The sequence below is a fragment of the Xylophilus sp. PBN-3R genome, assembly GCF_057747805.1.
This window is the reverse complement of the sequence record NZ_CM173225.1, coordinates 4,395,410-4,421,677: the sequence shown is the minus strand read 5'-3', so window position 1 is coordinate 4,421,677 and position 26,268 is coordinate 4,395,410. Positions and strand designations below refer to the sequence as shown.

Here is a 26,268-nt window from a genome sequence, read left to right as displayed (position 1 = left end):
CAGAAAGCGGCCAGCATTCATGAGCGATTTCCCCGTCATTCAGACCGAGCGTCTGGTGCTGCGGGAGATCGTGCATGCCGACGCACCCGCACTGCTGGGCATCCACGGCGACAGCACGGCCATGCGCTACATGTTCTGCGAGCCGATGCGCGACCTGGAAGAATCGCACCAGTGGATCGGCCGCTTCGTGGCGGAACGCCATGCGGCCATGCCGGCCCTGCGCTGGGGCATCGAACGGAAGTCCGACGGTGCCTTCGTCGGCACCTGCGGCATGTACGAACTGGTGCCGGCCTGGCAGCGTTGTTCCATCGGTTATGCGCTGGCCAGTTTCGCTTTCGGCCTGGGTTACATGCGCGAAGCGCTGGTGGGGCTCATCGGCTGGTTGTTAGGGCCGATGCAGCTCAACCGCATCGGCGCGGAGATTCATCCCACCAACGAACCCTCGCTGCGCCTGGCGCGCGGCCTGGGTTTCGAGGTGGAAGGCACGCTGCGGCAGGCCATCGTCTGGCAAGACCAGGCGCAAGACCTTCTGCAGCTGGCGTTGATCAAGCCGGATTTCATTTCGGCGACTTTCGTTTCTCATCATCCCTGAAGGACGGACTCTTCCCATGACCATCAAGATCGGTATCAACGGCTTCGGCCGCATCGGCCGCAACGTGCTGCGCTCGGCTGTGCAGAATTTTTCCGACATCGAAATCGTCGGCATCAACGACCTGCTCGAACCCGACTACCTGGCCTACATGCTGCAGTACGACAGCGTGCACGGCCGGTTCAAGGGCGACGTCTCGGTCGAGGGCAACACCCTGATCGTCAACGGCAAGAAGATCCGCCTGACCCAGGAACGCGATCCCGCGGCCCTGAAATGGAACGAGATCGGCGCGGACATCGTGCTGGAAGCCACCGGCCTGTTCCTCGACAAGACGGGCGCCGGCAAGCACCTGGCCGCAGGCGCCAAGAAGGTCATCATCTCGGCCCCGTCGAAGGACGACACCCCGATGTTCGTGCGCGGCGTGAACTGCGGCACCTACGCCGGCCAGGACATCATCTCCAACGCCTCGTGCACCACCAACTGCCTGGCTCCGCTGGCCAAGGTGATCCACGACAAGTGGGGCATCAAGCGCGGCCTGATGACCACGGTGCATGCCACCACCGCCACGCAAAAGACGGTGGACGGCCCGTCCAACAAGGACTGGCGCGGCGGTCGCGGCATTCTCGAGAACATCATTCCTTCGTCCACCGGCGCTGCCAAGGCGGTGGGTGTGGTGATCCCCGAGCTGAACAAGAAGCTGACCGGCATGTCGTTCCGCGTGCCGACGTCCGACGTGTCGGTGGTCGACCTGACCGCCGAGCTGAACAGCCCGGCGACCATGGAAGAAATCAAGGCCGAGATCAAGGTGCAGTCCGAAGGCGCCCTGAAGGGCATCCTGGGCTACACCGAAGACAAGGTCGTCGCCACCGACTTCCGCGGTGACACCCGCACCTCGATCTTCGACGCGGACGCTTCCATCGCGCTCGACAGCACCTTCGTCAAGCTGGTGTCCTGGTACGACAACGAATGGGGCTACTCGAACAAGTGCCTCGAAATGGTCCGCGTCGTCGCCGCCAAGTGATCGGCTGACTCGCCCCATGAAAAACGCGCTCCTGGTGAGCGCGTTTTTTTATGGGCTGGAGGATCTGGTCAGGCCTGGTCGTCGCCGCCGTCCGAGTAGTCGTCGCCGCTCGCCCAGCTGTCGTTGTTGCCGTCGTCGTCGTCCAGGAAACCCTGGCGGTCCTGGCTCGAACCGCGGTCCTGCACGAACACGTTCTCGGTGATGTTCTCGGTCATGGGGCCGCTCAGCGAACCGCCGTCGTTGCCGCTGTTGTTGCCGAACAGGCTGTTGCCGGTGTTGCTGCCGGCGCTGTTGTGGCCGCCGATCAGGTGTTCGATGCCGTTGAACAGGAACATGCCGCCCGCCACGCCGGCTGCGGTGGTGGCGGCCTGGCCCAGGAAGCTGGGTCCGGCGGCGGCCGGCGCGGACTGGCCTTGCGGCTGCTGGGCGCCGCCGCCGAACCAGCGGTTGCGCCAGCCCTGCGGTTCCGGCTGCTGGGCAGCCTGCTGTCCGTAGCGCGGGTCGTAACGTGGTTCCGGACGTTGTTCGTAACGTGTGTCGGGTGAATAGGCTTGAGACGGTGCGCGGCCGAAACCTTCGGGCAATGCCGCGGAGCCGCCCAGAAAACTCCCGCCGCCACCGGTCGCCGCGGCCGACGCCAACTGCTGGCGCAGCGCGGTGATCTGATGGTTGGCCTCGGCCAGCGCCCGGTCCATCAGCAGGCTGCGCTGCACCAGCAGGTAGACGGCATCGGGTTGGCCGTCGAGGCGTTCGTGGATCAGGGCATTGGCTCCCGGATCCTTGTTCACCGGGCCGGCGGCCTGCAGGCGGGCCAGGAAGTCGTCGAGCAGCGTGTGTTCTTGCGGTGTCATGAATGGCTCCTCAAAAGGAAATGAGCGGTGGCGAAGATAACGCCGTTCGACCAATGCAAGCGCGCTTCTGGATGTCGGCGGAAGGGTGTTTAAGGCTGGCTTAAGTGTTCGATCCTTCGTCGTCCAGCCGGGTGACGTCCACCTTCATTTCCTTCACCTGCAGCGGCAGCGGGCCGTAGTCGGAAATGAACGCGACATCGGCCGCGTCACGGCCGTAGGCCAGCACGATGCGCCCGCCGCGCGGCACCGCCTGGGTGGCATCGAAGGTGTACCAGCGGCCACCTACGAACGCCTCGAACCAGGCGTGCATGTCCATCGGGTCGAGTTTCCACAGATAACCCACCACCAGGCGCGCGGGGATCTGCAACGCCCGGCACAGGCTGACGCCCAGGTGCGAGAAGTCGCGACACACACCGGCGCCATGGGCCAGCGTGTCGGCGCCGTCGGTGCTGGAATCGCTTTCGCCGTAGCGGTAAGTGATGTTGGCGTGGATCCAGGCGCGGATGGCTTCCACCTGGGCATAACCGGGCGCGGCGTCGCCGACGATGCGCAAGGCGTCGGCCGCCATGGTGTCCGACGGGCAATAACGGCTGGGCAGCAGGTAATGCAGGGCGTCGTCGGGCAGGGCGGCGACCGGCGTGTGCGGCGCCTGCGGTTCGACCGCGATGTCGTCGGCAGTCATCACCGTCATGTCGACCGCCACACACATGCCACCGGCCGGTACGGTGAATCGCTGGCAGAGGTTGCCATAGGCGTCGACGAATTCGGTGGTCGGCACCCAGGGGTCGAGTGTGTAGCGCTCTGCCGCCAGCCATTGGGCGAGTCCGCTGCGGGGCCGCAGGATGGCGACGACGGGGGTGTCGGCCTGCACATGGAGGGTGAGGGCGCAGCGGGCTTGGAGTTGCATGGGAAAGACGGGTTGCCGGCGGGAAAAAGCCGTGGACGGCCAATGTTGCGGCGGCGGCCGGTGCGATCCGTCGGAGAACGCCGCAGCGGCGTGTCGCTGTAGCGCTTTATCGGCGCGCGCGGGCCAGCAGCAGCAGCAGCCCCATGCCCATCAGTATCCCGGTGGCGGGTTCTGGGATGGGGGATACCGGAATGGGCGGCAGCAGGGGTGGGAACGGCGGTTCCGGCGGTAACGACGGAGGTGGAGGCAGGGGCGGCAGCGGGGGCACGGGCGGCGTGCCGGGGGTCGGTGGTGCGGCAGGGGGCGCCACCGTGGGCGGCAGGGGCGTCGGCGGCGCGGGCGGCATGCCCGAAGGCGGATAGAAGGCGATCGCCGGCTCATCCGGAAAATAGATCCGCGACGGAAAGCCCGGGCCCGATGACGGCAGCAGCAAGGGCGACAGCACCATCGCAGAGCCCGGCGGTGCTTCGGCAGGCGGCCACGCAGGCGGCGGTGGCGGTGCCAGCACCATGGCGGCCGGCGCCGGCACGGCGGCGGGCATGCCAGGCGCGGCAGCCAGCACGGCCGGAGGCGCCGCTGCCATCGGCCGCCGCCAGACACGGCTCACGTTGCGGCACACGAACGGGACCAGCACGCAGAAGCCGTCCTCGCAATACACCAGACCGCGCTCGGCATGGTCGACCGGCCAGGTGCGGCGGGTTACCTCGTGGCAGGTGCGGCCCTCGCCGAAATGCATGTCACGGATCGCGGGTTCGTAGAACTGGCGGCCTTCGATGCGGTCGCTGCGGATGGTGGCCATGTCGTCGTAGGCCAGGCGCCGCATGCGGTCCTTCAGGCGGTTGCGGGTGGCGACGGGGATGTCGGTGTAATGGTCGGCGGCGCTGGGTATGTCGCCCATGTAGGGGTCGTGGCCCGGCTTGTCCCATTCGCAACTTTTTCCCTGCGCAGCCATGGCCGGAGACATGCCGAAGCACAGGGCGACGATGAAAAGGCACAGGCAGCGTGAATGCATCAATCCTTGTAGGGGTTGGCGGAGCCTTCGTGGGCATGGGCGGCTGAGCAGTAGTGACTACTGACATTCCGGTCCGTCCCGCGGCGCTCGGCCGGCAATCTGTTATGACACGTGTGAGCCGTATCCTTGTGGCATGCAACGTCTACGTCTCGCCATCCCCGTTTTCATCCTGGTCGCCGTGCTGCTGGGCGCCTGGGTTTTCAAGCCCGATGCCTTTGCGAGGGAACAGACGCAGGTCGGTCTCGACCGCGCCGTCGCCACCTTCGCCACGGCCCGTGTGCTGCACGCGGCGCTTTCGGTGGCGCAGGGCACGCAGATCGCCGTCGAGCCCGGCGGGCTTGGCGCGGTGTTCGCACCGGGCCAGGCGCTCAAGCCGGTGACCGAGATGCTCGAACAGTTTTCCACCCTCATGCTCGGCGCCTGCATCGCGCTGGGGGTGCAGTTGCTGATGCTGAAGATCGGCGCCAATGTGCTGGTTTCGGTGGCGGTCAGCGTAGCGGTCGGGGCATGGGTGCTGCTGCATTTTCGTGAGCCTGGCGACACGCCGTCGAATCTCAGCCGGCGGCTCGCGCCGGTCGTCGTCTTCCTGCTGCTGCTACGGTTCTCGGTGCCGCTGATGGCCATGGGCAACGAGGCGGTGTTCAGGTTGCTCCTGCAGGATGAATATACCCAGGCGAAAGGCGGGATCGCCCTGCCGGCCGACATGTCGGCAGATGAGGCGGCCACGCGGCCCAAGGGCTTCTGGGCCAAGATGAAAGACCTCGTCGAACGTGGCAGGACCGCCGTGGACGAGGCTCGCAACGGCATTCAGCAGATGCAGGAACAGGCGAATATGGTCATCGACCATCTGCTGCGCCTGCTCGCGGTTTTCGTATTGCAGGTGCTGGTGCTGCCGCTGCTGTTCTTCTGGGGCCTGTGGCGCACGCTGAAGGCGTTGACCGGCCCGGCCGCCGGTATGCGCTGAGTCGCCTGGTTATGCTCGCCGCCTCCATGTACGCATCAGCCTTCGGCCTGCAGCACGCGCCGTTTTCCATCGCTCCCGATCCGCGTTACCTCTTCATGAGCGAGCGCCATCGCGAGGCGCTCGCCCATCTGCTCTACGGCTTGCGCGCCGGCGGCGGGTTCGTGCTGCTGACCGGCGAGATCGGCACCGGCAAGACCACCATCTGCCGGGCCTTCCTGGAGCAGATGCCGGCCGACTGCGATGTCGCCTATGTGTTCAACCCCAAACAGAGCGCACTGGAACTGCTGCGCACCATCAACGACGAATTCGGCGTGCCCCATGCGGCAGCCGGCCCGGTCGAGACGGTCAAGGACTGCATCGACCCGCTGAACGCTTTCCTGCTGGCATCGCACGCCGCCGGCCGGCATGCGGTGCTGGTGGTCGACGAGGCGCAGAACCTGTCGGCCGACGTGCTGGAACAGCTGCGCCTGCTGACCAACCTGGAAACATCCGAACGCAAGCTGCTGCAGATCGTGCTGATCGGCCAGCCCGAGTTGCGCACCTTGCTGGCGCAGCCCTCGCTGGAGCAGCTGGCACAGAGGGTGGTGGCGCGTTTTCACCTCGACGCACTGTCGCCTCAGGAAACCGGTGCCTATGTCGGCCATCGGCTGGCGGTGGCCGGCTGGAACGGCCCGCCGCCCTTCGACCGCCGTGCCTTGAAACGCATCCAGGCCCTGACCGGCGGCGTGCCGCGCCGCATCAACCTGCTGTGCGACCGGGCGTTGCTGGGCGCTTATGCGGCCGGTGTGCGGCAGGTCGATGCCCGGACGGTCGAGCGGGCGGCCCGCGAGGTTTTCGACACCGGTCCGGCAGCCCGGCCGCGTCGCAGGACGGGCGTGGCGGCCGTGGCCGCGGTGTTGCTGGCGGTGGCGGCTTTCGCGGTCTGGCAGAACCTGCCGCCCGCGACCGTCGCTGCCGCCCCGCCGGCATCGCCTGCGCGGGAGCCGGTGGTCGGCAACGCCCTGAAGGCCGGCGGCGACCTGTCGGCCGCAGTTACGGCGACCGACCTGTCGGACGTCCTGCCGCAACTGCCCCGCAGCGAAGACGCCGCACTGCGCCTGCTGGCCCCGGCCTGGGGTGTGCAGGTGCCGGAAAACGCGGCTGTCTGCGCTACCACGGCCCGGCAAGACCTGCCCTGCTTCCGCGCCCGCGGCGCAGGACTCGACCTACTGCGCCAGCTCGACCGTCCGGCGGTGCTGGTGCTGAACATTGCCGGCCGTCCGGCCTATGCGGTGCTGCGCGGCCTGGACGCCACCCATGCCACGCTGGAGATCGACGGCAAACCTCGGCGGATCGCCATCGGCACGCTGGCCGTGGGATGGCGTGGAGACCTGGTGACCTTCTGGCGCGACCCCGACACCACCGCCGAGGCGACCGACGCCCGCCTTGCCCGTGTGCTGCCCGGCCTGCCCGCCGGCCTTTCGCGCAGTGAGCGCATCGCCCGCTTCCAGGTGGCGCAAGGCCTGCCGCCCGACGGCCGCGCCGGCCCGCTGACCGCCATGCGACTCAACCGGGCCAGCGGCCTGGACGAACCGCGCCTGCTGCATCCCTGAGGTTCCCATGTCCCTGATTCTTGATGCCCTGCGGCGGGCCGACGCCGAGCGTGAACGTGGCAATGTGCCTGGCCTCCATACGCCGCAGGCGATGGTGCCTGCTGCCATGCCGGCGGGTGGGTCGCGTACACCGGTGATCCTGTTGTCCGTGCTGGCCGGGGCGGCCTTCGCTGGCGGTGTCGCTGCCTGGTGGCATTGGCCGCAGGCGGATGTGCCTGCGGTGATGGCTGTGGTGCCTGCTGCGCCCGTACCTGCGCTTTCTCCTGCACCTGTGCCCGCGCCCGCGCCTGCCCCGGCAGTCGAGCCGGTTGCGCCGGCGGCTGTTGTGGCGCCCAGGAAGGTGGAGGTCGTCAAGCTGCCTCCTGCGCCACCGCCGGCTGCTCCGGCTCCGGCCATACCGGTAGCTTCAACAGACCCGACGAGGGTGCAGGCGCTGCAGGAACTGCCGCCTGCGGTACGGCAGCAACTGCCTTCGCTTGCCGTGTCGGGGGCCAGTTATTCGGCGGATCCTGCTTATCGGATGGTGATCGTCAACGGGCAGGTCCTGCATGAGGGGGATGAGGCGGCCCACGGTATCGTGCTGGAGTCGATCGCGCCCCGGCAGGTGGTTTTCAAGGGGATGGGACAGCGGTGGGCCCAGGGGTATTGAACCAGTCAGCTGCGCACGACAGCCGCCTCGAGCAGCCCCATCGCCTGATGCACCACGCCCATCCGCGCATGCTGCGTCTGCGCGGCATCGACGATCCCTTCCATGATGTTCGAGACTTCGGTGACCGAAGCCTCGATGCCCTGCATCACCTTCCCGCTGGCCTGAACATGCCGGTCTCCTTCCTGCACCCGCTGCGATGAAGCCGCGATCAGGGCCTTGATCTCCTGCGCCGCCCCGGCGCTGCGCTGGGACAGCGTCCGAACCTCCCCTGCCACCACGGCGAACCCGCGGCCCTGCTCACCGGCCCGCGCCGCCTCCACCGCGGCATTCAGCGCCAGCAGATTGGTCTGGAAGGCGATCCCGTCGATCAGCCCGACGATCTCGGCGATGCGCTGCGAATCGCCACGAATTTCGCCCATGGTCGCCACCGCACGTGCGGTCGCAACGGTCCCTTCGAGCGCTGCCGCCAGTACCAGCCGCGTCTGTTCGTGGGCGTTATGCGCCTGGCTGGCGCTCTGGGCGACCAGCGACGTCAGCTGCTCGAAAGCGGCCTGCAGCGTGCGGGTGGCCTCGAATCGTTTGGTGATGTCCGTCGCGTACTTCACGACCTTGAATGGCCGGCCGGTTTCGTCCATCACCGGGTTGTAGCTGGCCTCGATCCACACCTCGTTGCCGGCACGGCCGCGTCGGCAGAATTGGCCGTGGTGGAACTTGCCGGACGCGAGGTCGCGCCAGAACGCTGCATAACCCGCCGACTGGCGTTCTTCCGGCTGCACGAAGATGCCGTGGTGCCTGCCGATGATTTCTTTCTCGTCGGCATAACCCATGGCGTCGAGGAAATTGCGGTTGGCCCGCAGGATGGTGCCGTCCAGTGTGAACTCGATCACCGCCTGCGCACGGCTGATGGCCAGCAGCTGGCTCTGCGCCTCGGCATCGCTCAGTGCCTGGGCGGTGATGTCCATGGCGTACTTGACGATGCGTTCGACGCTCCCGTCCGCCCGCTTCACCGGGCTGTAGTTGGCTTGCAGCCAGATGTCGTCGCCATTGCCCTTGATGCGCCGGCAGCGGCCCACAAAAGCCTCGCCGGCCTGCAATCGGGCCCAGAAGCGCTGGTATTCGGGTTGCTGCGCGTCATCCGGGTCCATCAGCATGCGGTGGTGCCTGCCCTTGAGCTGCGCCAGCGAATAGCCGATGGTTCGCTCGAAATTCTCGTTGGCCGCCAGGATCTCGCCGGAAGGGCTGAACTCGATCACGGCCTGGTTGTGATACAGGGCGTCGAGTTGACGGCGCATGGCCCGCGCGTTCAGCAGGGAGCCCAGTACGCCCTGCGATTTTGCTTTTGACTGCTTCATGGGAGGTGTGACCAATAGCGGCAACAATTTGTGCCGACTCGTGACATTACCGGTCTATCCCTCAAAAGGGGTAGAAAAAAACAATCGCGTCCATAAGCCGCTGCTTCGACGCAACGCATTGAGTCGAACCGCAAATCCATCACGCAATCGATGGCCGGGTCAGATGCGCGTCAGCCGCCGTCGGTGTCGGACTGCGGCGGACTCAGGGGCATAAGAGCCGGGCCGGGTGTGTGATCGTGGTCGTCGCGCACCGGATATTCCTTCGCCGCGCAGCCCGCCAGCAGGCCGGCCAGCAGCAGCGGCACGGACAGGAGGATGGCGCGTTTCATCCACCCGCCCGCTTGAAGGCTATGCCGTGCTTTTCGAGCAGTTTGGCGGCGGTGTCGCGGTGGTCGCCCTGGACTTCGAGCGTGCCGCCTTCTTTCACCGCGCCTCCGGCACCGCAAGCGGTACGCAGGGTCTTGCCCAGTTGCGCCAGCGCTTCGGCTTCCAGGGCCAGGCCCTTGACCACCGTCACGCCCTTGCCGGCGCGGCCCTTGGTTTCATACGACAGCCGCACCGTGCCGCTACCGCGCTGTGCTGCAGCCGCCGCCTGCGCACGGCAACTGCACGAGGCCAGAGGCTGGCGGCAGTCGGGGCAGGTGCGCCCGGTTTCGGTCGAATAGACGAGTGCCATCCGTTCAGCTTTCAGCGCAAGGGATCAGTGATGGTGGCCGTGTTCGCCGTGCACATGGCCGTGGGACAGTTCTTCGGCGCTGGCGGCACGCACGCTTTCGACCTTCAGCGAGAAACGCAGCGGTTTGCCGGCATAGACATGGTTGCCGTCGAGCAGCACTTCGGCGCCCTTGATCTTGACCACACGAAACACCGCTTCTTCGCCGTCTTCTCCGACACCGCGCAGCTGGCCGCCCACTTTCACGCCTGGCGGGAAATCGCTCTTCGGGATGGTGCGGACCAGGGATTCGTCGCGCTCGCCGAAGGCGTCCGCCGGCTCCAGCGCCAGGGTGGTGGCAAACCCGGCTTCCTGGCCTTCCAGGGCGGCTTCGATCTTCTCGAAGGTGTTGCCGTAGCCGCCGTGCAGGTAGGCCATGGGTTCGCTGCTCTTGTCGAGCTGTTTGCCGGTGGCGTCGGCGACGGTGAAACGAAGGGTGACGACCGTGTCTTTGGCGATTTTCATGAGTTCAGGTATCAGGATTGGATGCTGCAATTGTCCCGCCAAACCCCCGGTCATCGAAAAGCCCGCGGGTGCAAAGCCTGGAAGCGGAAAAAATATCTATTCAGTATTGCCGGCAATTACAGTCGTGACTTGTTGATTTATAAGAATAATTAACTATATTTATCTATTCAAGATAGCATTCAAGAATATGGCTTCCGTACTTGCCGACCAGATCTTTCAGGCGCTGCGCCAGGGCGGCGGAGTGCTGTCAAGCGCCGACCTGCAGAAGCAGTTGCGCGCCAGCCAGCCGACCATTTCGCGCGCGCTACAGCCACTGGTGGCGGCCGGCAGGGTGCGAAAGGTGGGCGCGGCCCGCAGCCAGCGTTACCTGCTGCCGCGCCGGGTGAAGGATGTCGGCGACCAGGTGCCGGTGGTGCGCATCGACGAACACGGCATCGCCCACCCGTTCGCGCAGATGATCCCGCTGGAAGGCGGCGCCACCTGGGTCGACGAAGCCGCCGGCGTGCACCAGCGCCACGACGGCCTGCCCTGGTTCCTGTCCGACATGCGTCCGCAAGGCTTCCTCGGCCGCACCTTCGCCAATGCGCACCCGGACCTCGGCCAGGGCAACGACCCGCGCCAATGGAACGACGACGACGTGTTGCGCGCGCTGGTGCTGTTCGGCGACGACCTGCCGGGCAACCTCATCGTCGGCGACCCGGCCTTCCAGCGTTTCCATTCGCTGGACGAAAGGGTCGTTCGCGCCGCGTCCGAAGACGAATATCCGGCGCTGGCCGAACGCGCCATGTCCGGCACATTGCCGGGTTCGTCGGCGGGTGGAGAACAACCCAAGTTCTGTGTCCGGCTGGCCGGCCGCGACGTGCTGGTGAAGTTCTCGCCGGCCACCGATTCACCGGTCGACCAGCGGGTGCGCGACCTGCTGGTCTGCGAACACCTGGCGCTGGCCAATCTCAGCGCCGGCGGCCTGCCGGCAGCCGTCACCCGCATCGTGGTGCGTGCCGGCCGGGTGTTCCTCGAATCCGAGCGGTTCGACCGCACGGCGGCCGGCCGCATCGGCATGGTGTCGCTTCTGGCTTACGACTCCGAATACATCGGCAACATCGACAACTGGGCCGCCACGGCCCAGCGCATGGACAGCCGCCGCCTGCTGCGCCCCGGCGATGCCGACCATCTGCGGCTGCTCGAGGCCTACGGCATGCTCATCGGCAACACCGATCGCCACTACGGCAACATCTCGCTGCTGATCGAAGGCGACGACTGGGCGCTGTCGCCCACCTACGACATGCTGCCCATGCTCTATGCGCCCATCGGCGGCGAACTGGTGCCGCAGGATTTCGCCGCTCGACGACCCAGGCCGACCGTCGACACCCTGGAACAGTGGCCGAGGGCGCTGGAACTGGCCCGTAATTTCTGGGACGCCGCCGCGGCCGACGAGCGCATATCGCCCGGCTTCCGGGCCATTGCGGCGGCCAATTGCGAAGTGATCGCCTAGGCGGGTCAGTTGGCGGCGGGCGTTTCGCGCCGCCCGTCCACATGCCGCGCGAAACGCGCCGGGTCGCGCCCGTGGGTGGGCGATTCATCGGGCCAGGGCCAGCCACCGAACTGGGTGCGGCGGTAGTCGGCCAGCGTTTCGTGGATCTCGGCCTCGCTGTTCATCACGAAGGGGCCGTACTGCACCACCTTCTCGCCGATCGGTCTGCCCTGCAGCAGCAGGCATTCGACGACCTCGTTGCCGGTGTTGACCAGTTCAGCGGAAAGCTCGCCGCGCAATTCCGCCACCGAACTGCCCTGGAGCAGCCGGCCGGCGACCTGCAGGCCCTTGCCGGCGAAGAAATACAGGCGCCGATCCGTCGCGGCGCTGGCCGCGGCAGGCAGCGTCCAGCGCGCGCCGGGTTCCATGCGGATGGTCCAGATGGCGACATCCGCCTCGGGCTGCGAAGCCCACGAATCGGGCGGCGGCGACAGCGGTGCGGCCGCGCCTGCCAGCGCACCGGCGATCACCGAAACCTCGGTCTTGCGGCCGGCGTCGTCGGCGGCGAACAGGCTGGGGATGTCCGGGCCCCACAGCATGGTGAAGTGGGCCGGCGATCGTTTGCTGCTGCCCGGCAGGTTGAGCCAGATCTGGAACAGTTCAAGCGGATTCGGCTGGGCATCGTCCAGCAGCGGAAACATCTCCGAATGCACCACACCGTCGCCCGCCGTCAGCCACTGCGTATCGCCCCGGCCGAAACGTGCTGCGGCGCCCAGCGAATCGGCATGGTCGATCAGCCCGCGCCGCACGATGGTCACGGTTTCGAAACCCCGGTGCGGATGTGCCGGAAAGCCCGGCACCTTCTGCCCGTGGTACATGCTCCAGCCATCCTTGCGACTGAAGTCCTGGCCGATGGCACGGCCGGCCAGCGATGCGTCCGGCCCCATGCTGCCGTTGGCACGCGGATATTCGTCGTCATGGTGGACGCAGAACAGGAACGGGTCTGCGGTTTCCCACGGCGGGGCACCGAGCGGGCGCACGGCGCGTACGGCATTGGCTGTGTCGGTGGACGGTTCGATGGTGGACATGGGGTTCTCGGCTTTCTGCTTCGGCAAGCCACCAGTTGTGGCGTGTAAGCCCTGAATTCAACCGCATCGCCGAAGCCTTGGCCGTCAGGGCCGTTAAAATCCCCGCTGTTTCCGAGGAGCGTTGCAGCGGCGGCCTTTCAGCCCCCGTCAGGCTCGGACAACCGTTCCCCCACAGGCAACGACGCTCACCTGCACTGCGCAAACCAGGTGAGCCCCATGTCGTCCTCCGCCCATCCCGCTGCCCTTCCCGTTCCCTCGATGAAACTCTCCGGCCTGGAGCCGGTGCTGATCGGCGAGGGTTCGCTGTTCGTCAACGTGGGCGAGCGCACCAACGTCACCGGCTCCAAGGCCTTCGCCCGCATGATCCTGAACGGCGAGTTCGAACAGGCCCTGGCGGTGGCCCGCCAGCAGGTCGAGAACGGCGCACAGGTGATCGACGTCAACATGGACGAAGCCATGCTGGACAGCAAGGCGGCGATGGTCCGGTTCTTGAACCTGATCGCTTCCGAGCCCGACATCGCGCGTGTGCCGATCATGGTCGACAGCAGCAAGTGGGACGTCATCGAGGCCGGCCTGCGCTGCGTGCAGGGCAAGGGCATCGTCAACTCGATCAGCATGAAGGAAGGCGAAGACGCGTTCCGCCACCAGGCCAAGCTGGTGCGCCGCTACGGCGCCGCCGCGGTGGTGATGGCCTTCGACGAAAAAGGCCAGGCGGACACCTACGAACGCAAGGTCGAGATCTGCGAAAGGGCCTACCGCATCCTGGTCGACGAGGTGGGTTTCCCACCCGAGGACATCATCTTCGACCCCAACATCTTCGCCGTCGCCACCGGCATCGAGGAACACAACAACTACGCCGTCGATTTCATCGAATCGGTGCGCTGGATCAAGGCCAACCTGCCCGGCGCCAAGGTGTCGGGCGGTGTTTCGAACGTCAGCTTCAGCTTCCGCGGCAACGACCCGGTCCGCGAGGCGATCCACACCGTCTTCCTGTACCACGCCATCCAGGCGGGCATGGACATGGGCATCGTCAACGCCGGCATGGTGGGTGTGTACGACGACCTCGAACCCGTCCTGCGCGAGCGGGTCGAGGACGTGGTGCTCAACCGCCGGCCCGATGCCGGCGAGCGCCTGGTCGAAGTGGCGGAAACCGCGAAGAGCGGCGCCAAGGACGAGAGCCGGAAGCTCGAATGGCGCGGCACCGCGGACAACCCGACGACAGTCGAACAGCGCCTGACCCATGCGTTGGTGCACGGCATCACCGACTTCATCGTCGAAGACACCGAAGTCGCCTACCGCGCGATCCTGGCCAAGGGCGGCCGTCCGCTGCATGTCATCGAAGGTCCGCTGATGGACGGCATGAACGTGGTCGGCGACCTGTTCGGCGCCGGCAAGATGTTCCTGCCCCAGGTGGTCAAGTCGGCCCGGGTGATGAAGTCCGCCGTGGCCCACCTGCTGCCCTACATCGAGGAAGAAAAGCGCCTGGACGAAGCCGCCGGCCGCGACGTGCGCAGCAAGGGCAAGATCATCATCGCCACGGTGAAGGGCGATGTGCACGACATCGGCAAGAACATCGTCACCGTGGTCTTGCAGTGCAACAACTTCGAGGTGGTGAACATGGGCGTGATGGTGCCCTGCCACGAGATCCTGGCGCGTGCCAAGGCCGAGGGCGCGGACATCGTCGGCCTCAGTGGCCTCATCACGCCAAGCCTGGAAGAGATGCAATACGTCGCCGGCGAAATGCAGAAGGACCCGCATTTCCGCACGGCCCGCATCCCGCTGCTGATCGGCGGCGCCACCACCAGCCGGGTGCATACGGCGGTGAAGATCGCGCCGCACTACGAAGGCCCCGTCGTCTACGTGCCCGACGCCTCGCGCAGCGTGAGCGTGGCGCAGAGCCTGCTGTCCGACCAGGCCACGCAATACATCGCCGAGATCAACGCGGACTACGACAAGGTGCGCCTGCAGCACGCCAACCGCAAGCAGACGCCGATGTGGCCGCTGAGCAAGGCTCGCGCCAACAGGACTCCGGTCGACTGGGCGGTTTACACGCCGCCGAAACCCAAGTTCATCGGCCGCCGGGTCTTCAAGAATTTCGACCTGACCGAGCTGGCGAAGTACATCGACTGGGGTCCGTTCTTCCAGACCTGGGACCTGGCCGGCCCGTTCCCGCAGATCCTGAAGGACGAAGTCGTCGGCACCGAAGCCGTGCGGGTCTATGCCGATGGCCAGCGCATGCTCAAGCGACTGATCGAAGGCCGCTGGCTGCAGGCCAGCGCGGTGATGGGTTTCTGGCCCGCCAATACCGAGCATGAAGACGACATCGTGCTGTACACCGACGAGACGCGGAGCGAGGCCGCGCTGACCTGGTACGGCATGCGCCAGCAGACCGAGAAACACGCCGTCGAAGGCGTGATGCGCCCCAGCCGCTGCCTGAGCGATTTCGTCGCACCGAAGGGCAGCGGCCGGCAGGACTACGTCGGCATGTTCGCCGTCACTGCCGGGCTGGGCGTCGAGAAGAAGGAGAAGTTCTTCACCGACGACCTGGACGACTACAGCGCCATCATGCTGAAGGCCCTGGCCGACCGCCTGGCCGAAGCCTTTGCCGAATACCTGCACGAGCGGGTGCGCAAGGACCTGTGGGGCTATGCGCCCGACGAGGCCCTGTCGGTGGAAGAACTGGTGAAGGAAGACTACCGCGGCATCCGTCCCGCGCCCGGTTACCCGGCCTGCCCGGACCACAGCGTCAAGGCCGCCATGTTCGAGGTGCTGCGCTGCGAGGAAATCGGCATGGGCCTGACCGAATCCCTGGCCATGACACCGGCCGCCAGCGTCAGCGGTTTCTACCTGGCGCACCCCGACAGCCAGTACTTCAACGTCGGCAAGATCGGCGAGGACCAGGTCTTCGACATGGCCGAGCGGCGCGGGCTGGAAGAGGCCGACGTGGCGCGGATGCTGGCGCCGAACCTGGGTTGAGCGAAGGCCGGCGCGGCCTTCAGCGGTGCGCCTGCGCCCGGATGCCGCGGATGTTCTTCACGGCATCCGGCCAGGGTTTTTCATCCGGCGCGAACCGCTGGCGCAGATAGGCCACCAGGTCGTCGATCTGGCCGTCGTCCAGGCTGTCCTTGAAACCCGGCATGTAGCCCAGATCGCCGTTGGCCGGGTTCTGGATGCCGTGGAGGATGGTCTGGACCAGGTTGTCCGGCGTCGCGGATTGCAGGTTGGTGTTGGCCGCCAGGTCGGGTTTGATGCCGAACAGGGTGGGGCCGCTGCCGGCTTCGTGGCAGACCGCGCAGGCGTTCTGGTAAATGCGTTCGCCGTTCAGGTGGCGCAGGGCGGTGGGAGCGCTGGTGGTGTCCGGTGCGGTGGCCACGATTGGCAAGGGCCGGGCAGTCCCCGGCAGGTTCAGCAGATAGGTCGCCATGGCGCCGATATCGCTCTCCGGAAGTTCGGCCAGGCCCTGGACGACAGGCGCCATCGGGCCCGCCGCCACGCCGTGTTTCGGTGAAAAACCGGTGCGCAGGTATTGCTGCAGCGTGTCGCGGCTCCACGGCGTCCTGCCGCCGGCCAGATCGTTCAGTGGCGGTGCGTTCCAGCCCTCCACCTCGCCACCGCCCAGGTGGTTATTCAGGTCTGTCTTCTCCGCGCCGAGGGCGTTTCGCGGCGAATGGCAGGCCGAACAGTGGCCAGCGCCTTCGACCAGGTAGGCACCCCGGTTCCATTCGGCGGTGCGTGCCGGGTCGGCCTTGAAAGGCGTGGCGTCATGGAACAGCAGGTTCCATCCGGCCATCGCAGGGCGCAGGTTGTAGGGGAAGGACAGCCTGGTTTCGGGTGCCTTCATTGCCGTCGCGGGCTGCGACATCAGGTAGGCGTACAGCGACTGGATATCGCCGTCGCTCATCTTCGCGAATGCGGTGTACGGGAAAGCCGGATACAGCTGACGCCCGTCCTGGTGGATGCCGTGGCGCATGGCGCGTTCGAAGGCAGCGTAAGACCAGCGGCCGATGCCGGTCTCCGGGTCGGGTGTGATGTTGGTCGAATACACCGTGCCGAACGGCGTTTCCAGTCCAAGCCCGCCCGCATTGGCCTTGCCGCCGGGCGCCGTGTGGCAGACCACGCAATCGCCCGCCGCAGCCACCAGCCGGCCGCGTTCGACGGCTTGGGTCGAATACAGGGAAACGTCGGGGCCGGAGGTCAACGGCAGGGCGGATTTGGCCGGCCATGCGGTGCCGATCATGCCGGCGATGCCCGCCGCGCCGATGGCCAGCCAGGTCGAAGCACGGCCCGGCAAACCGGCGGATTTTTCAGTCCGGGTACCCGCCAGTTGCAGCCGCAGTTGCTCGCGGTCGAAGGGCACCTGCCGCAGCCGCACGCCGGTCGCGTCGTGGATCGCGTTGGCGATGGCCGCCGCGGCGGGCAGGGTCAGAACGCCGTCGGCGCGCAGCTGGCCGTGGGCGACGGCGGTCTGCGCAGTGTGTGTGGTGATGTCGCCCACCGGCCCGTTTGCCCCGGCCGGGCTCTTCCATTCGTCGAAGGCATCCGCGCTGGCGAACAGGTGGCGGGTGTCGGCCAGCAGCAGCGGGTTCTCTGCCACGATCTGCCGGGCGACATCCGCAGGCCGGGCGGGCCGCAGGTTTTCGCTGTCCTGGCCGGCGACCACCCGCAGCACATCGACCTGGCCGGTGGACGGATGCACCGCGACCTCCGCCACCCAGGCGCTCCAGCGGATTTCGGGTCGGCCGTCCTCGGTGGTGTGTTCGGTGCGGGCGGTGGCAAAACCGCGCCCGCGCAGGCTGCCGTCCACGGCGGGAGGCAATGGCTCGGCGGCGCTGTCGTTCACCCGCCGGGCAAGCGCTGCGCCGGTGCCCGCGGGCAGGTGGCGCAGCCGCCAGGCCAGCGGGTCTTCGCCACGCGCCACTGCCTGTTCGAACCACAGGCTCTCTTGTGCGAAGACCTGTGCGGAGTCGAGTGTTTCGACATCCGCACCGGTCAGCGCCAGGTTCGAGCCGCCGCCCAGGATCAGCCCGTCCGCCACCGCGGAAGCGAACGAAAGCGCGACAGCGGCCGGCTGGCTCAGGAGCCGGGCGATGCTCGGCCGCACGGACCAGGGCGAATCGGAGTGCAGCGTGGGCAAACCCGGCGGCGCGGCGGCGCGCTCGGCGACGGCGGTCCGTGCAGGGGCCGGCAAGGCTCGCAACACCAGCGCCGTGCCCTCGGCCGCATGGGCCGGCAGCGCCATCGCCACTGGCCGCCCGACCGCCGACGACAGCAGGGCCGCATCCGCCACCGTGTCCATCAGGTCCAGTCCAGGCCCGGCCGACGCACCTGCCAATTCGGCGTATTGAATGTTCTGCGGCGCTACCGACAGCAGCTGGGAAAGCTCCAGCCGCAAGCCCGCCCGCACGTCTGCCGAACACGCGGGAATCCACACGCTGACATGTCCTTGAAGGCACCACACGGCGACCTGCGCTGCCGTGCCGGTCGACGCTTGCGGCAGATCCCAGCGGTAGTCCGAAGGCCCCGCGTCCGTCCCGTGCGGCAGACGTTTCTCGCCACCCGCCAGCCACTCCGGCGACAGGTCCGCCGCCGCCTGCCGCGCATACAGCGCCGACATGGCAACGACTCCCAGGAACTGCCCTTTCTGCACCACTGCCACCACACCGGCCTGGGCATCCACGGCCGCCCGCCGCGAGCTTGCCAGCGTCGGCCCCACGTAGCGCCGCCCGTCCCAGCCCGGCTGCGGCGGCCGCACCGTGCGGCCCCACAGCAGGCCGTCGGGCAGGGCGACCGGCACCGGCAGGTTCATGCCCGCGCCCTGGCCTGTTCGACGGCCCGCATGCGGTGCAATTCAGCCGCCCGCAAGGCCGCCTGCATGATCTCCACATGGGTTCCGCAACGGCAGAGGTTGTGCTGCAACTCGCTGCGCAACTCTTGCTCCGTCGCATGCGGATGCCGGCGCAGCAGGGCCTCCACCGTCATGATCATTCCGTTCAGGCAGTAGCCGCACTGGGCCGCCTGGCAGTCGATGAAAGCCTGCTGTGTCGGCCCGGGAGACTGCAGCGTGCCCAGCCCCTCCAGGGTCGTCACCTGCCGGCCCGCGGCTGCGGCCACGGGGATCACACAGGAACGCGCCGCCACCCCGTCGATCAGCACCGTGCAGGCACCGCATTCGCCCAGCCCGCAGCCGTACTTGGGGCTGTTCAGTTCCAGGTCGTTCCGCAGCACATGCAGCAGCGCCGTCTGCGACGCCACGGTCACCTCGCACGCAGCGCCGTTCACCCGCAAGGGCAGGGCTGTCGGCGTGGTGCTGCGGTTGTCCATGGAGCCAGTCTGACTTATCCGACCTATGCGACCGTCACCTTGGGTTCCTTCAAGGGCACGTTGAAGACGTCGTAACCGAAACACCAGGACGGGTCTTCGTCGGTCATCAGCCAGGTGTTGTCGTGCGAGATCTTCTGCACCTTGCTTGCCCGCTCGGCGCGGTTGGCCTCGTACAGCGCGAATGCCAGCTCGTGGTTCTCTGCACCGACCTGTTTCAGGCAGCGGGCCAGCATGGCGCCGTCTTCTATCGCCATGGCGGCGCCCTGCGCCATGTGGGGTTTCATGGGGTGGCAGGCATCGCCGAGCAGCACCAGCCGGCCGCGGCTCCACAGCGGCAGCGGGTCGCGTTCCAGCAGCGACCACTTGGTGACCTCGACCGTGTGGTCGATCAGCGATTGAATGGTCGGATGCCAGCCGGCGAAGGTCTCGCGCATCTCTTCCCTGCTGCTCGGCAGCCAGCGGTCCTTCAGGTCCCACTTCTCGACCGGCACACCGGTCACGTAATACAGCTCGTCCTGCTTGCTGGTGACGAAATAAGTCATCAGGTGGCGGTCTTCGCCCCACCACTTGACGCAGGCATCGAAGGGCAGCATGCCGGCCTTGACCTCGGGCGTGGGGAACACCGCGCGGTGCGCCAGATAACCCGCGTACTTCGGCAGCTCCGGCCCGAGCAGCGCCTCGCGGATGCGCGAATCGACGCCGTCCGCGCCGATCACGATGTCGGCCTCTTCACTGGTGCCGTCGGCAAAGTGCAGCAGCACCACCTCTCCCCGGTCTTCGACCCGCGTCAGGTGTTTGCCATAGGCCATCACGCTGTCGGGCAGGGCCTTGATCAGCAGGGCATGGAAGTCGCCACGGTGCACCGTGAGGTAGCTGGCGCCGTAGGTTTTCACCGCGTGATCGCCCAGCGGAATCTGCGCCATCACATCGCCAGTGCGCCAGTGGCGGCTGTACCAGTAGTCCGGGTGCGATCCCTGTTCGTTCAGCGCGTCCTCGATGCCGATGCGGCGCAGGATCTTCATCACGTTCGGCCCCACGTGGATACCCGCACCGATGCGCGAGAACGACGCCGACTGCTCGTACACCCGGACGTTGAAACCCTGCTGGAGCAACAAGGATGCAGCCGCCGCGCCGCCAAGGCCGGCGCCGACGACGGCGATACGTGGGGAATTGGACACGGGTCTCTCCTGGCGCGAATGATTGAAATGCAGAAAGCCGTCGCAGGTTCCGTGCCGACGTCAAAAACACAGGTATCGAGTGCATACGCTCTATTAATTCCGTTGCCCACGGGCTTGGCCGGCACCACTGGCGTGCATTACATCCGGCAATGCGCGACAGAGGCGAGCACTAAATGCACGACTTTGGGGTAAACGCTGATCCCCCCGCTTTGCCAGCTGGCCCGCTTGTTGCAAGAATGCAGCGCACACACTCAACGGGAACCGCCATGTCCGTCAGCGATCATGATTTGATCCATGCCTGGAAACGAGTGCTGCAGCTGTCGAAGCTGCAGCCCGGCCAGGTGGTGACCATCCTTACCGGCGCCGACACGCATCCGCAGACCCTGCGCTGCGCCATCACCGCCTGCGCCGACATGGGGGCCCGCCTGAACCGGCTAGACCTGCTGCCGGTGAACGGAGAAAAGTCGCTCAGCCGCGACTCGCTGGCCTACCTGGGCACCACGCCGCTGACCGGCAACCCGGCGGCCATAGCCGCCCTGAAAGCCAGCGACCTGGTGCTGGACCTGATGACCCTGCTGTTCTCTCCCGAGCAGCATGAAATCCTCGCCGGCGGCACGAAGATATTGCTGGCCGTGGAGCCGCCCGAAGTGCTGGTGCGCCTCACCCCCACCGAAGAAGACCAGGCCCGTGTCACCGCCGCGTCCAGGCGCATCGAGGCATCGAAGGAGATGCACATCACCTCCGCCGCCGGCACCGACCTGCGCGCTTCGCTGGGCACCTTCCCGGCCATCCGCGAATACGGTTTTGTCGACCAGCCCGGCCGCTGGGACCACTGGCCCAGCGGTTTCGTGCTCACCTGGCCGGACGAAGGCAGGAGCAACGGCACCGTCGTGCTCGACCGCGGCGACATCATCCTGCCCATGAAGGAATACGTCACCGACGCCATCCGCTTCACCATCCGCGACGGCTACGTGCGCCGCATCGACGGTGGCCTGCAGGCGGACATCCTGAAGGAATACATGGCCACCTACGAAGACCCGGAGGCCTATGCCGTGTCGCACCTGGGCTGGGGCCTGCAGCCGCGCGCCAGCTGGGCGATGCTGGGCCAGTACGACAAGGAGTCGCACATCGGCATGGACGCCCGCGCCTTCGAAGGCAACTTCCTCTGGTCCATGGGCCCCAACAACGAAGCCGGCGGCAGCCGCACCACCGCCTGCCACATCGACATGCCGCTGCGTCGCTGCAGCGTGTCGCTGGACGGCGAACCGACCGTCATCGACGGCGTGGTGCAGGACGCGGCCGGCCTGGCCCACGCGGCGCGCCGCAAGATCCTCGGAAGCTGAGCGAGACAAACCCATGACCCAGACCACCGCCCCGGGCGACATCTCCGCCTATGCCCGCCAGGGTTTCGGCACACCGCTGCCGCTCAAGGCCCCGTTCGGCCTGCTCATCGTCGACTTCGTCAACGGCTTCAAGGACCCGGCCGTCTTCGGCGGCGGCAACATTCCGCAAGCCATCGCCCGGACGGAAAAGCTGCTGGCCCACGCCCGCGCACAAGGCTGGCCGGTGGCCCACAGCCGCATCGTGTTTTCCGACGACGACGCCGACAGCAACATCTTCTGCATCAAGGTGCCCGGCATGCTGACGCTGAAGGAAGACAGCCACAACAGCGCCATCGTCCCCGAGCTGGCCCCGGCAAAGGGCGAATACGTCGTCCGAAAGAGCACACCTTCGGCCTTCTTCGGCACCATGCTGGCCGCCTGGCTGGCCCAGCGTGGCGTGCAGACCCTGGCGGTCGCCGGCTGCGTCACCAGCGGCTGCGTGCGGGCGAGTGTGGTCGACGCCATGCAGGCCGGTTTCCGCCCGCTGGTGGTGTCCGACTGCTGCGGCGACCGGGCCATCGGGCCGCATGAAGCCAACCTGTTCGACATGGCGCAGAAGTACGCATCCGTTTTGCCGCTGGACCAGGCCATCGCGGACATCACCGCTCACCAAGCCGCCGCCTGACACGGGCCGACCCATGACGTCGCAGCCGCTGCCGCAAGCCCTGCACCGGCAGTTGCTGGCGCAGCCGGACACCTTGCTGGTGGTGCGCCCCGCAGCCGCGCCGCCCAGGCCCGCACCCGGCCAACCCGGCACGGCCACCGACTACGCGCAGGCCACGCCGGAGATCTTCATCGCCGTCTCGGCGACGGACGCACCCCCCGGCTGGTCGGCCACCGCCTTCAACGGCCATGTGGACCTGGGCACCGGCATCCGCACCGCCCTGGCGCAGATCGTCGCGGAAGAACTGGAGGTGCCGCTGGCAAGGCTGCAGATGGTGCTGGGCCACACCGGGTCCGCGCCCAACCAGGGCCCGACCATCGCCAGCGCCAGCATCCAGATATCGGCCGTGCCCCTGCGCCGTGCCGCCGCCCAGGCGCGCGAGCATCTGCTGGGGCTGGCAGCGCAACGCTGGTCGGTGCCGGCTTCCGGGCTGCTGGCGCGGGATGGCGAGGTGGTCTTCAAGAACCCTGCCGACACCCGCCGCCTGCATTACGGCGAACTGCTGCGCGGCGTCAGCGTGCAATTGCCGCTGGCCCTGTCCGACCAGGACGTGGCCCTCAAACCCGCATCCGCCTATCGGGTCGTCGGCCAGGGTGCCGCACGTGTCGACATCCCCGCCAAGGCCACTGGCCGGCTGACCTTCGTGCACGACGTGCGAATGCCCGGCATGCGCCACGGCCGGGTCGTCCGCCCGCCGCACCCGGGCCGTGACGGCGGCGACTTCATCGGCCATTGCCTGATCGAGGTGGATCGCCAGTCCGTCGCCCACCTGCCCGGCAACGTGGCGGTGGTGCAGCAGGGCGACTTCATCGGTGTGGTGGCCGACCGCGAAGAGCAGGCCATCGCCGCCATGCGCGCCCTGAAGGTCCGCTGGAAATCCGTGCCCCCCGGCCCCGACCTGGGCGATATCGAACAGGCCATCCGCCAGCAGCCGTCCACCCAGCGCCTGCTCATCGACCAGGGCGACACCACGGCCGCCTGGCCCCAGGCCGCCCACCACCTGAAACGCAGTTATGTGTGGCCGTACCAGATGCATGCGTCCATCGGCCCGTCGTGTGCCGTCGCCCGTTTCGACGACGGCCGACTGACGGTATGGGCCGGCACCCAGAACCCGCACATGCTGCGCACCGACCTCGACAAACTGCTGCAGATCGGCGAGGCCAACATCGAGATCGTCCGCCTGGAGGCCGCCGGCTGCTACGGCCGCAACTGCGCCGACGACGTCTGCGCCGACGCCGCCCTGCTGGCCATGGCGACAGGCGCGCCGGTGCGGCTGCAGCTGACCCGCGAACAGGAACACCAGTGGGAACCCAAGGGCACCGGCCAGCTGGTCGACGTGCAGGCCGCGACGGATGCGGGCGGCAACCTGCTGGCCTACGACTTCGCCGTGCGATACCCGTCCAACGACGCGCCGCTGCTGGCGTCATTGCTCACGGGAAGAGCCAGCAACCAGCCCCGCACGCTAGAGATGGGCGACCGCACCGCCGCGCCGCCTTATCGCTACCCGCATCAGCGAGTCGTCTGCCACGACATGGCGCCCCTGGTGCGGTCGTCGTGGCTGCGCGGCGTGTCGGCCCTGCCCAACTCGTTCGCACACGACTGCATGGTCGATGAACTGGCCCATGCGGCCGGGGCCGATGCGGTGGAGTTCCGCGTGCGGCATCTGGACGACCAGCGGGCCATCGACCTCATCCAGGCCACCGCGGCAAAAGCGGGCTGGAAGCCATCCACCCCCGGCAGCCGGGGCCGGGTCGGCGCGGACGGAATGCTGCGCGGCCGGGGCATCGGCTACGCCCGTTATGTGCACAGCCGGTTCCCTGGTTTCGGCGCGGCCTGGGCCTGCTGGGTGGTCGACCTGAGCGTGGAGGCCGTCAGCGGACGCATCCGCATCGACCGCATCGTGGTAGGGCAGGACACGGGAATGGTCGTCAACCCGGACGGCGTGCGGCACCAGATCCACGGCAACGTCATCCAGACGCTGAGCCGCACGCTGATGGAGCGGGTCGGGTTCGATAGCCAGGGGGTTACGAGCCGGGAGTGGGGCGGGTATCCGATTGCCAAGTTCGGGGATGTGCCGGAGATCGAGGTGCTGCTGATGGACCGGCAGGACTGTGCGCCGATGGGGGGCGGGGAGTCGGCTTCGGTGCCGGGGCCTGCGGCTATTGCGAATGCGTTGTTCGATGCGGTGGGGAGAAGGTTTTATGAGGCGCCGTTTTTGAGGGAGCGGGTGCGGCAAACCATCGCAAACGGCTGAGCAGCTTGCGGAAAGCATGATTTTTGATACTCTCATTAATCATTTAACTTAAAAAGAGCACTTCAATGAGCATCATCGAAGAGCTAACGCAGGTTCGCAAAGCCGCCCAACGTACACAGGAAGACTTGGCGCAAGCCGCCGGACTCACCCGCATGTCGGTGAATCGCGCCGAAGCCGGCATCGTCGACCCCAAGCTGTCCAGCGTCGTAGAAATGGCGCGCGCACTCGGCATGGAGTTGATGCTGGTGCCTAGTTCACTCCAGGCCGAAGTGGCGGCTTTCCTGCAAGCCGGTGGCCGGGTACTGGGCCAGCCGCCCGGAGTCTCCGCCCCGCTTTCCATCGTCGATACCTTGTCCTCACGGTCCAGCCGGTGAGCACCTCCATCAAGTACCTGCGCCTCTATCTGCACCTGCCGGACCGCAGCCGGCGCGCCATCGGTTACCTGTCCCAATACGGCGACATCCTCCGCGCCTCGTTCGACGCCGACTACATCCAGGACGAACAGCGACCCACGTTGTCGCTGAACTATCGAGGCGCGAACGAAGCAGACACCCGCGCCATCCTGCAGTCGACCCGGGATCAGCGCCTGGTGCGCACCGATGGGCGCTGGCCGGTGTACTTCGAGAACCTGCTGCCCGAAGGCCACAACCGCGACCGCCTGGCCGCGCAACGCCATTGCAGCCCCGGCGACGAATTCGAGTTGCTGGCCGCAGCGGGGCACGACCTGATGGGTGCGCTGGAGGTCGAGCCGGTGCCTCCGCAGGAAGGCATACCCGACGCGGTTCGCCATTGGCACACCGCCCTCGGGCTGGATGTGCTGGAACCAGGGTTTGTGGAGTTCCCGGTGGAAGACGCGGCATCGCTGCCGGGCGTCGTCACCAAGTTCTCGGCTGTTTATAACGGCCGGCGTTATGTAGTGAAGAAGCATGGCGCGGCCGGCTCGTTCATCCTCAAACTTCCCACCGCACGGCATCCCGATCTCGTCGCCAATGAATACACCGGTTATCGGCTCTGCGAGGCGCTGGGCCTGAACTGCGCCAAGGCCCGGATCATCAGCCGGGCCGATGCCGAGTTACCCGAGGCCGTGCCGTTCGAGGAGATATTGGCCGTGCAGCGGTTTGATCGCGGGCCGGATGGGCAACGGATTCACATGGAAGAGTTTGCCCAGGTGCTGGGCTATGAATCGCGCCACAAATACGGCCGTGACCTGATGAACGACTACGCCCGGATGCTGCAGGCGATAGATGTTCTGTCGGCCAACCGGGTGGCGGATGTGCGGGAATTCATCGGACGGTTTGTGGCATTCATCCTGATGGGGAATACCGACGCGCATTTGAAGAACTGGGCGTTGATGTATCCGGATGGAAGACATCCTGTGCTGGCGCCCTTGTATGACCCGGTTTGTGTGACCGCTTTGTTCGACGACGTAGGGCCGGCGGATTACGGGATCAATCGGGCAATCGACCAGCGTCTGCGCGCTTTTGGCTGGCCCGATTTGGAATCGCTGCTGGCAAAGGCAAACGTGGCGCGCATCCCTAATCATTTAAGAGCCGCCAAGTCCTTGGTCAAACAAGCGCGGGCGGAATGGCCTGCGCTGCTGGAATCAGTTCCTGAACGCATGAGGGCAACTGTTGTGGAGCGATTGCGTGGTGGTGTGGCGCTGACTACTGTCTCCGCGGGCTGAGGCGTCTGAAGACGCATTTGCCCGTCCAACTCCTCTGAACTACATTTCCCCCGTCGCGCCCACCAGCGCGACCGGGATTGGCGTCCCGTTGTGTTTTGCGGTGAAAGCCGCA

The 26,268-nt window shown here is 66.9% G+C and carries 23 protein-coding genes and 1 riboswitch; of the genes, 12 read left to right on the top strand and 11 right to left on the bottom strand.

Going from position 1 to position 26,268, the window contains the following annotated elements; all coding sequences use genetic code 11:
* Positions 1–19: 19 nt before the first annotated feature.
* Together AC3ANW_RS21055 and gap are read left to right on the top strand one after the other, a co-directional pair.
* A complete protein-coding gene (locus AC3ANW_RS21055) occupies positions 20–592 on the top strand; it encodes a GNAT family N-acetyltransferase (protein WP_488342775.1) in 573 nt (190 codons plus the stop codon).
* A 16-nt stretch (positions 593–608) separates the two neighbouring features.
* Positions 609–1,610, top strand: a complete 1,002-nt coding sequence (gene gap, locus AC3ANW_RS21050; RefSeq protein ID WP_488342774.1) for a type I glyceraldehyde-3-phosphate dehydrogenase — start codon at positions 609–611, stop codon at positions 1,608–1,610.
* A 68-nt stretch (positions 1,611–1,678) separates the two neighbouring features.
* Here gap and AC3ANW_RS21045 read toward each other — a convergent pair whose 3' ends face one another.
* From AC3ANW_RS21045 to AC3ANW_RS21035, 3 genes are all read right to left on the bottom strand, one after another.
* Entirely contained in the window at positions 1,679–2,461 is a 783-nt protein-coding gene (locus AC3ANW_RS21045) for a DUF2076 family protein (protein WP_488342773.1), read from the bottom strand.
* Between the two features lie 100 nt (positions 2,462–2,561).
* A complete protein-coding gene (locus tag AC3ANW_RS21040; protein WP_488342772.1) occupies positions 2,562–3,368 on the bottom strand; it encodes a transglutaminase domain-containing protein in 807 nt (268 codons plus the stop codon).
* Between the two features lie 106 nt (positions 3,369–3,474).
* On the bottom strand, positions 3,475–4,380 hold the full coding sequence (locus AC3ANW_RS21035; RefSeq protein WP_488342771.1) for an MHFG family PEP-CTERM protein: 906 nt from the start codon (positions 4,378–4,380) through the stop codon (positions 3,475–3,477).
* 133 nt (positions 4,381–4,513) lie between these two features.
* On the opposite strand from AC3ANW_RS21035, the gene AC3ANW_RS21030 reads away from it, so the two are divergent.
* The 3 genes from AC3ANW_RS21030 to AC3ANW_RS21020 are packed head-to-tail and all read left to right on the top strand — an operon-like array spanning position 4,514 to position 7,585.
* Complete coding sequence (locus AC3ANW_RS21030; protein WP_488342770.1) at positions 4,514–5,344, top strand: hypothetical protein; 831 nt, start codon at positions 4,514–4,516, stop codon at positions 5,342–5,344.
* 26 nt (positions 5,345–5,370) lie between these two features.
* Positions 5,371–6,936, top strand: coding sequence for an ExeA family protein (locus tag AC3ANW_RS21025; protein ID WP_488342769.1), 1,566 nt, complete (start codon positions 5,371–5,373; stop codon positions 6,934–6,936).
* Positions 6,937–6,943: 7 nt separating this feature from the next.
* Positions 6,944–7,585 (top strand): general secretion pathway protein GspB, encoded by a 642-nt coding sequence (locus AC3ANW_RS21020; RefSeq protein ID WP_488342768.1) that lies wholly within the window; start codon positions 6,944–6,946, stop codon positions 7,583–7,585.
* 5 nt (positions 7,586–7,590) lie between these two features.
* On the opposite strand, the gene AC3ANW_RS21015 is transcribed toward AC3ANW_RS21020, so the two are convergent.
* The 4 genes from AC3ANW_RS21015 to AC3ANW_RS21000 all read right to left on the bottom strand — a co-directional run bounded on the left by AC3ANW_RS21015 (position 7,591) and on the right by AC3ANW_RS21000 (position 10,114).
* Entirely contained in the window at positions 7,591–8,937 is a 1,347-nt protein-coding gene (locus AC3ANW_RS21015; RefSeq protein WP_488342767.1) for a PAS domain-containing protein, read from the bottom strand.
* Between the two features lie 170 nt (positions 8,938–9,107).
* Positions 9,108–9,266 carry a hypothetical protein gene (locus tag AC3ANW_RS21010; protein WP_488342766.1) on the bottom strand — a complete coding sequence of 53 codons (159 nt, stop codon included), beginning with the start codon at positions 9,264–9,266 and terminating at the stop codon, positions 9,108–9,110.
* Positions 9,263–9,613 carry a stress response translation initiation inhibitor YciH gene (locus AC3ANW_RS21005; RefSeq protein WP_488342765.1) on the bottom strand — a complete coding sequence of 117 codons (351 nt, stop codon included), beginning with the start codon at positions 9,611–9,613 and terminating at the stop codon, positions 9,263–9,265. The genes AC3ANW_RS21010 and AC3ANW_RS21005 overlap by 4 nt, the downstream gene beginning before the upstream one ends.
* A 24-nt stretch (positions 9,614–9,637) precedes the next feature.
* Positions 9,638–10,114 (bottom strand): FKBP-type peptidyl-prolyl cis-trans isomerase, encoded by a 477-nt coding sequence (locus tag AC3ANW_RS21000; RefSeq protein WP_488342764.1) that lies wholly within the window; start codon positions 10,112–10,114, stop codon positions 9,638–9,640.
* A gap of 187 nt (positions 10,115–10,301) precedes the next feature.
* Here AC3ANW_RS21000 and yjjJ point away from each other — a divergent pair, with 187 nt between their 5' ends.
* Positions 10,302–11,606 (top strand): type II toxin-antitoxin system HipA family toxin YjjJ, encoded by a 1,305-nt coding sequence (gene yjjJ / locus AC3ANW_RS20995; RefSeq protein WP_488342763.1) that lies wholly within the window; start codon positions 10,302–10,304, stop codon positions 11,604–11,606.
* Positions 11,607–11,611: 5 nt separating this feature from the next.
* Here yjjJ and AC3ANW_RS20990 read toward each other — a convergent pair whose 3' ends face one another.
* Entirely contained in the window at positions 11,612–12,673 is a 1,062-nt protein-coding gene (locus tag AC3ANW_RS20990; protein ID WP_488342762.1) for a pirin family protein, read from the bottom strand.
* A gap of 107 nt (positions 12,674–12,780) precedes the next feature.
* Positions 12,781–12,867: riboswitch (S-adenosyl-L-homocysteine riboswitch) on the top strand.
* A gap of 64 nt (positions 12,868–12,931) precedes the next feature.
* On the opposite strand from AC3ANW_RS20990, the gene metH reads away from it, so the two are divergent.
* On the top strand, positions 12,932–15,649 hold the full coding sequence (gene metH, locus AC3ANW_RS20985) for a methionine synthase (protein ID WP_488345478.1): 2,718 nt from the start codon (positions 12,932–12,934) through the stop codon (positions 15,647–15,649).
* A gap of 19 nt (positions 15,650–15,668) precedes the next feature.
* On the opposite strand, the gene AC3ANW_RS20980 is transcribed toward metH, so the two are convergent.
* Genes AC3ANW_RS20980 through AC3ANW_RS20970 form a run of 3 tightly spaced genes read right to left on the bottom strand, consistent with a single transcriptional unit; the run spans position 15,669 to position 20,172 of the window.
* Positions 15,669–18,479 carry a c-type cytochrome gene (locus AC3ANW_RS20980; RefSeq protein WP_488342761.1) on the bottom strand — a complete coding sequence of 937 codons (2,811 nt, stop codon included), beginning with the start codon at positions 18,477–18,479 and terminating at the stop codon, positions 15,669–15,671.
* Entirely contained in the window at positions 18,476–18,994 is a 519-nt protein-coding gene (locus AC3ANW_RS20975) for a (2Fe-2S)-binding protein (protein WP_488342760.1), read from the bottom strand. The genes AC3ANW_RS20980 and AC3ANW_RS20975 overlap by 4 nt, the downstream gene beginning before the upstream one ends.
* A 23-nt stretch (positions 18,995–19,017) precedes the next feature.
* Positions 19,018–20,172 (bottom strand): FAD-dependent monooxygenase, encoded by a 1,155-nt coding sequence (locus tag AC3ANW_RS20970; RefSeq protein ID WP_488342759.1) that lies wholly within the window; start codon positions 20,170–20,172, stop codon positions 19,018–19,020.
* A 266-nt stretch (positions 20,173–20,438) separates the two neighbouring features.
* On the opposite strand from AC3ANW_RS20970, the gene AC3ANW_RS20965 reads away from it, so the two are divergent.
* From AC3ANW_RS20965 to AC3ANW_RS20945, 5 genes are all read left to right on the top strand, one after another.
* On the top strand, positions 20,439–21,515 hold the full coding sequence (locus AC3ANW_RS20965) for a 2,5-dihydroxypyridine 5,6-dioxygenase NicX family protein (protein WP_488342758.1): 1,077 nt from the start codon (positions 20,439–20,441) through the stop codon (positions 21,513–21,515).
* A gap of 13 nt (positions 21,516–21,528) precedes the next feature.
* Positions 21,529–22,179, top strand: coding sequence for an isochorismatase family protein (locus tag AC3ANW_RS20960; protein ID WP_488342757.1), 651 nt, complete (start codon positions 21,529–21,531; stop codon positions 22,177–22,179).
* Between the two features lie 13 nt (positions 22,180–22,192).
* Positions 22,193–24,472, top strand: a complete 2,280-nt coding sequence (locus AC3ANW_RS20955) for a xanthine dehydrogenase family protein molybdopterin-binding subunit (RefSeq protein ID WP_488342756.1) — start codon at positions 22,193–22,195, stop codon at positions 24,470–24,472.
* A gap of 65 nt (positions 24,473–24,537) precedes the next feature.
* Positions 24,538–24,846 (top strand): helix-turn-helix domain-containing protein, encoded by a 309-nt coding sequence (locus AC3ANW_RS20950; RefSeq protein WP_488342755.1) that lies wholly within the window; start codon positions 24,538–24,540, stop codon positions 24,844–24,846.
* Positions 24,843–26,156 (top strand): type II toxin-antitoxin system HipA family toxin, encoded by a 1,314-nt coding sequence (locus AC3ANW_RS20945; protein ID WP_488342754.1) that lies wholly within the window; start codon positions 24,843–24,845, stop codon positions 26,154–26,156. Before AC3ANW_RS20950 ends, AC3ANW_RS20945 begins: the two co-directional genes overlap by 4 nt.
* Positions 26,157–26,268 lie beyond the last annotated feature (112 nt).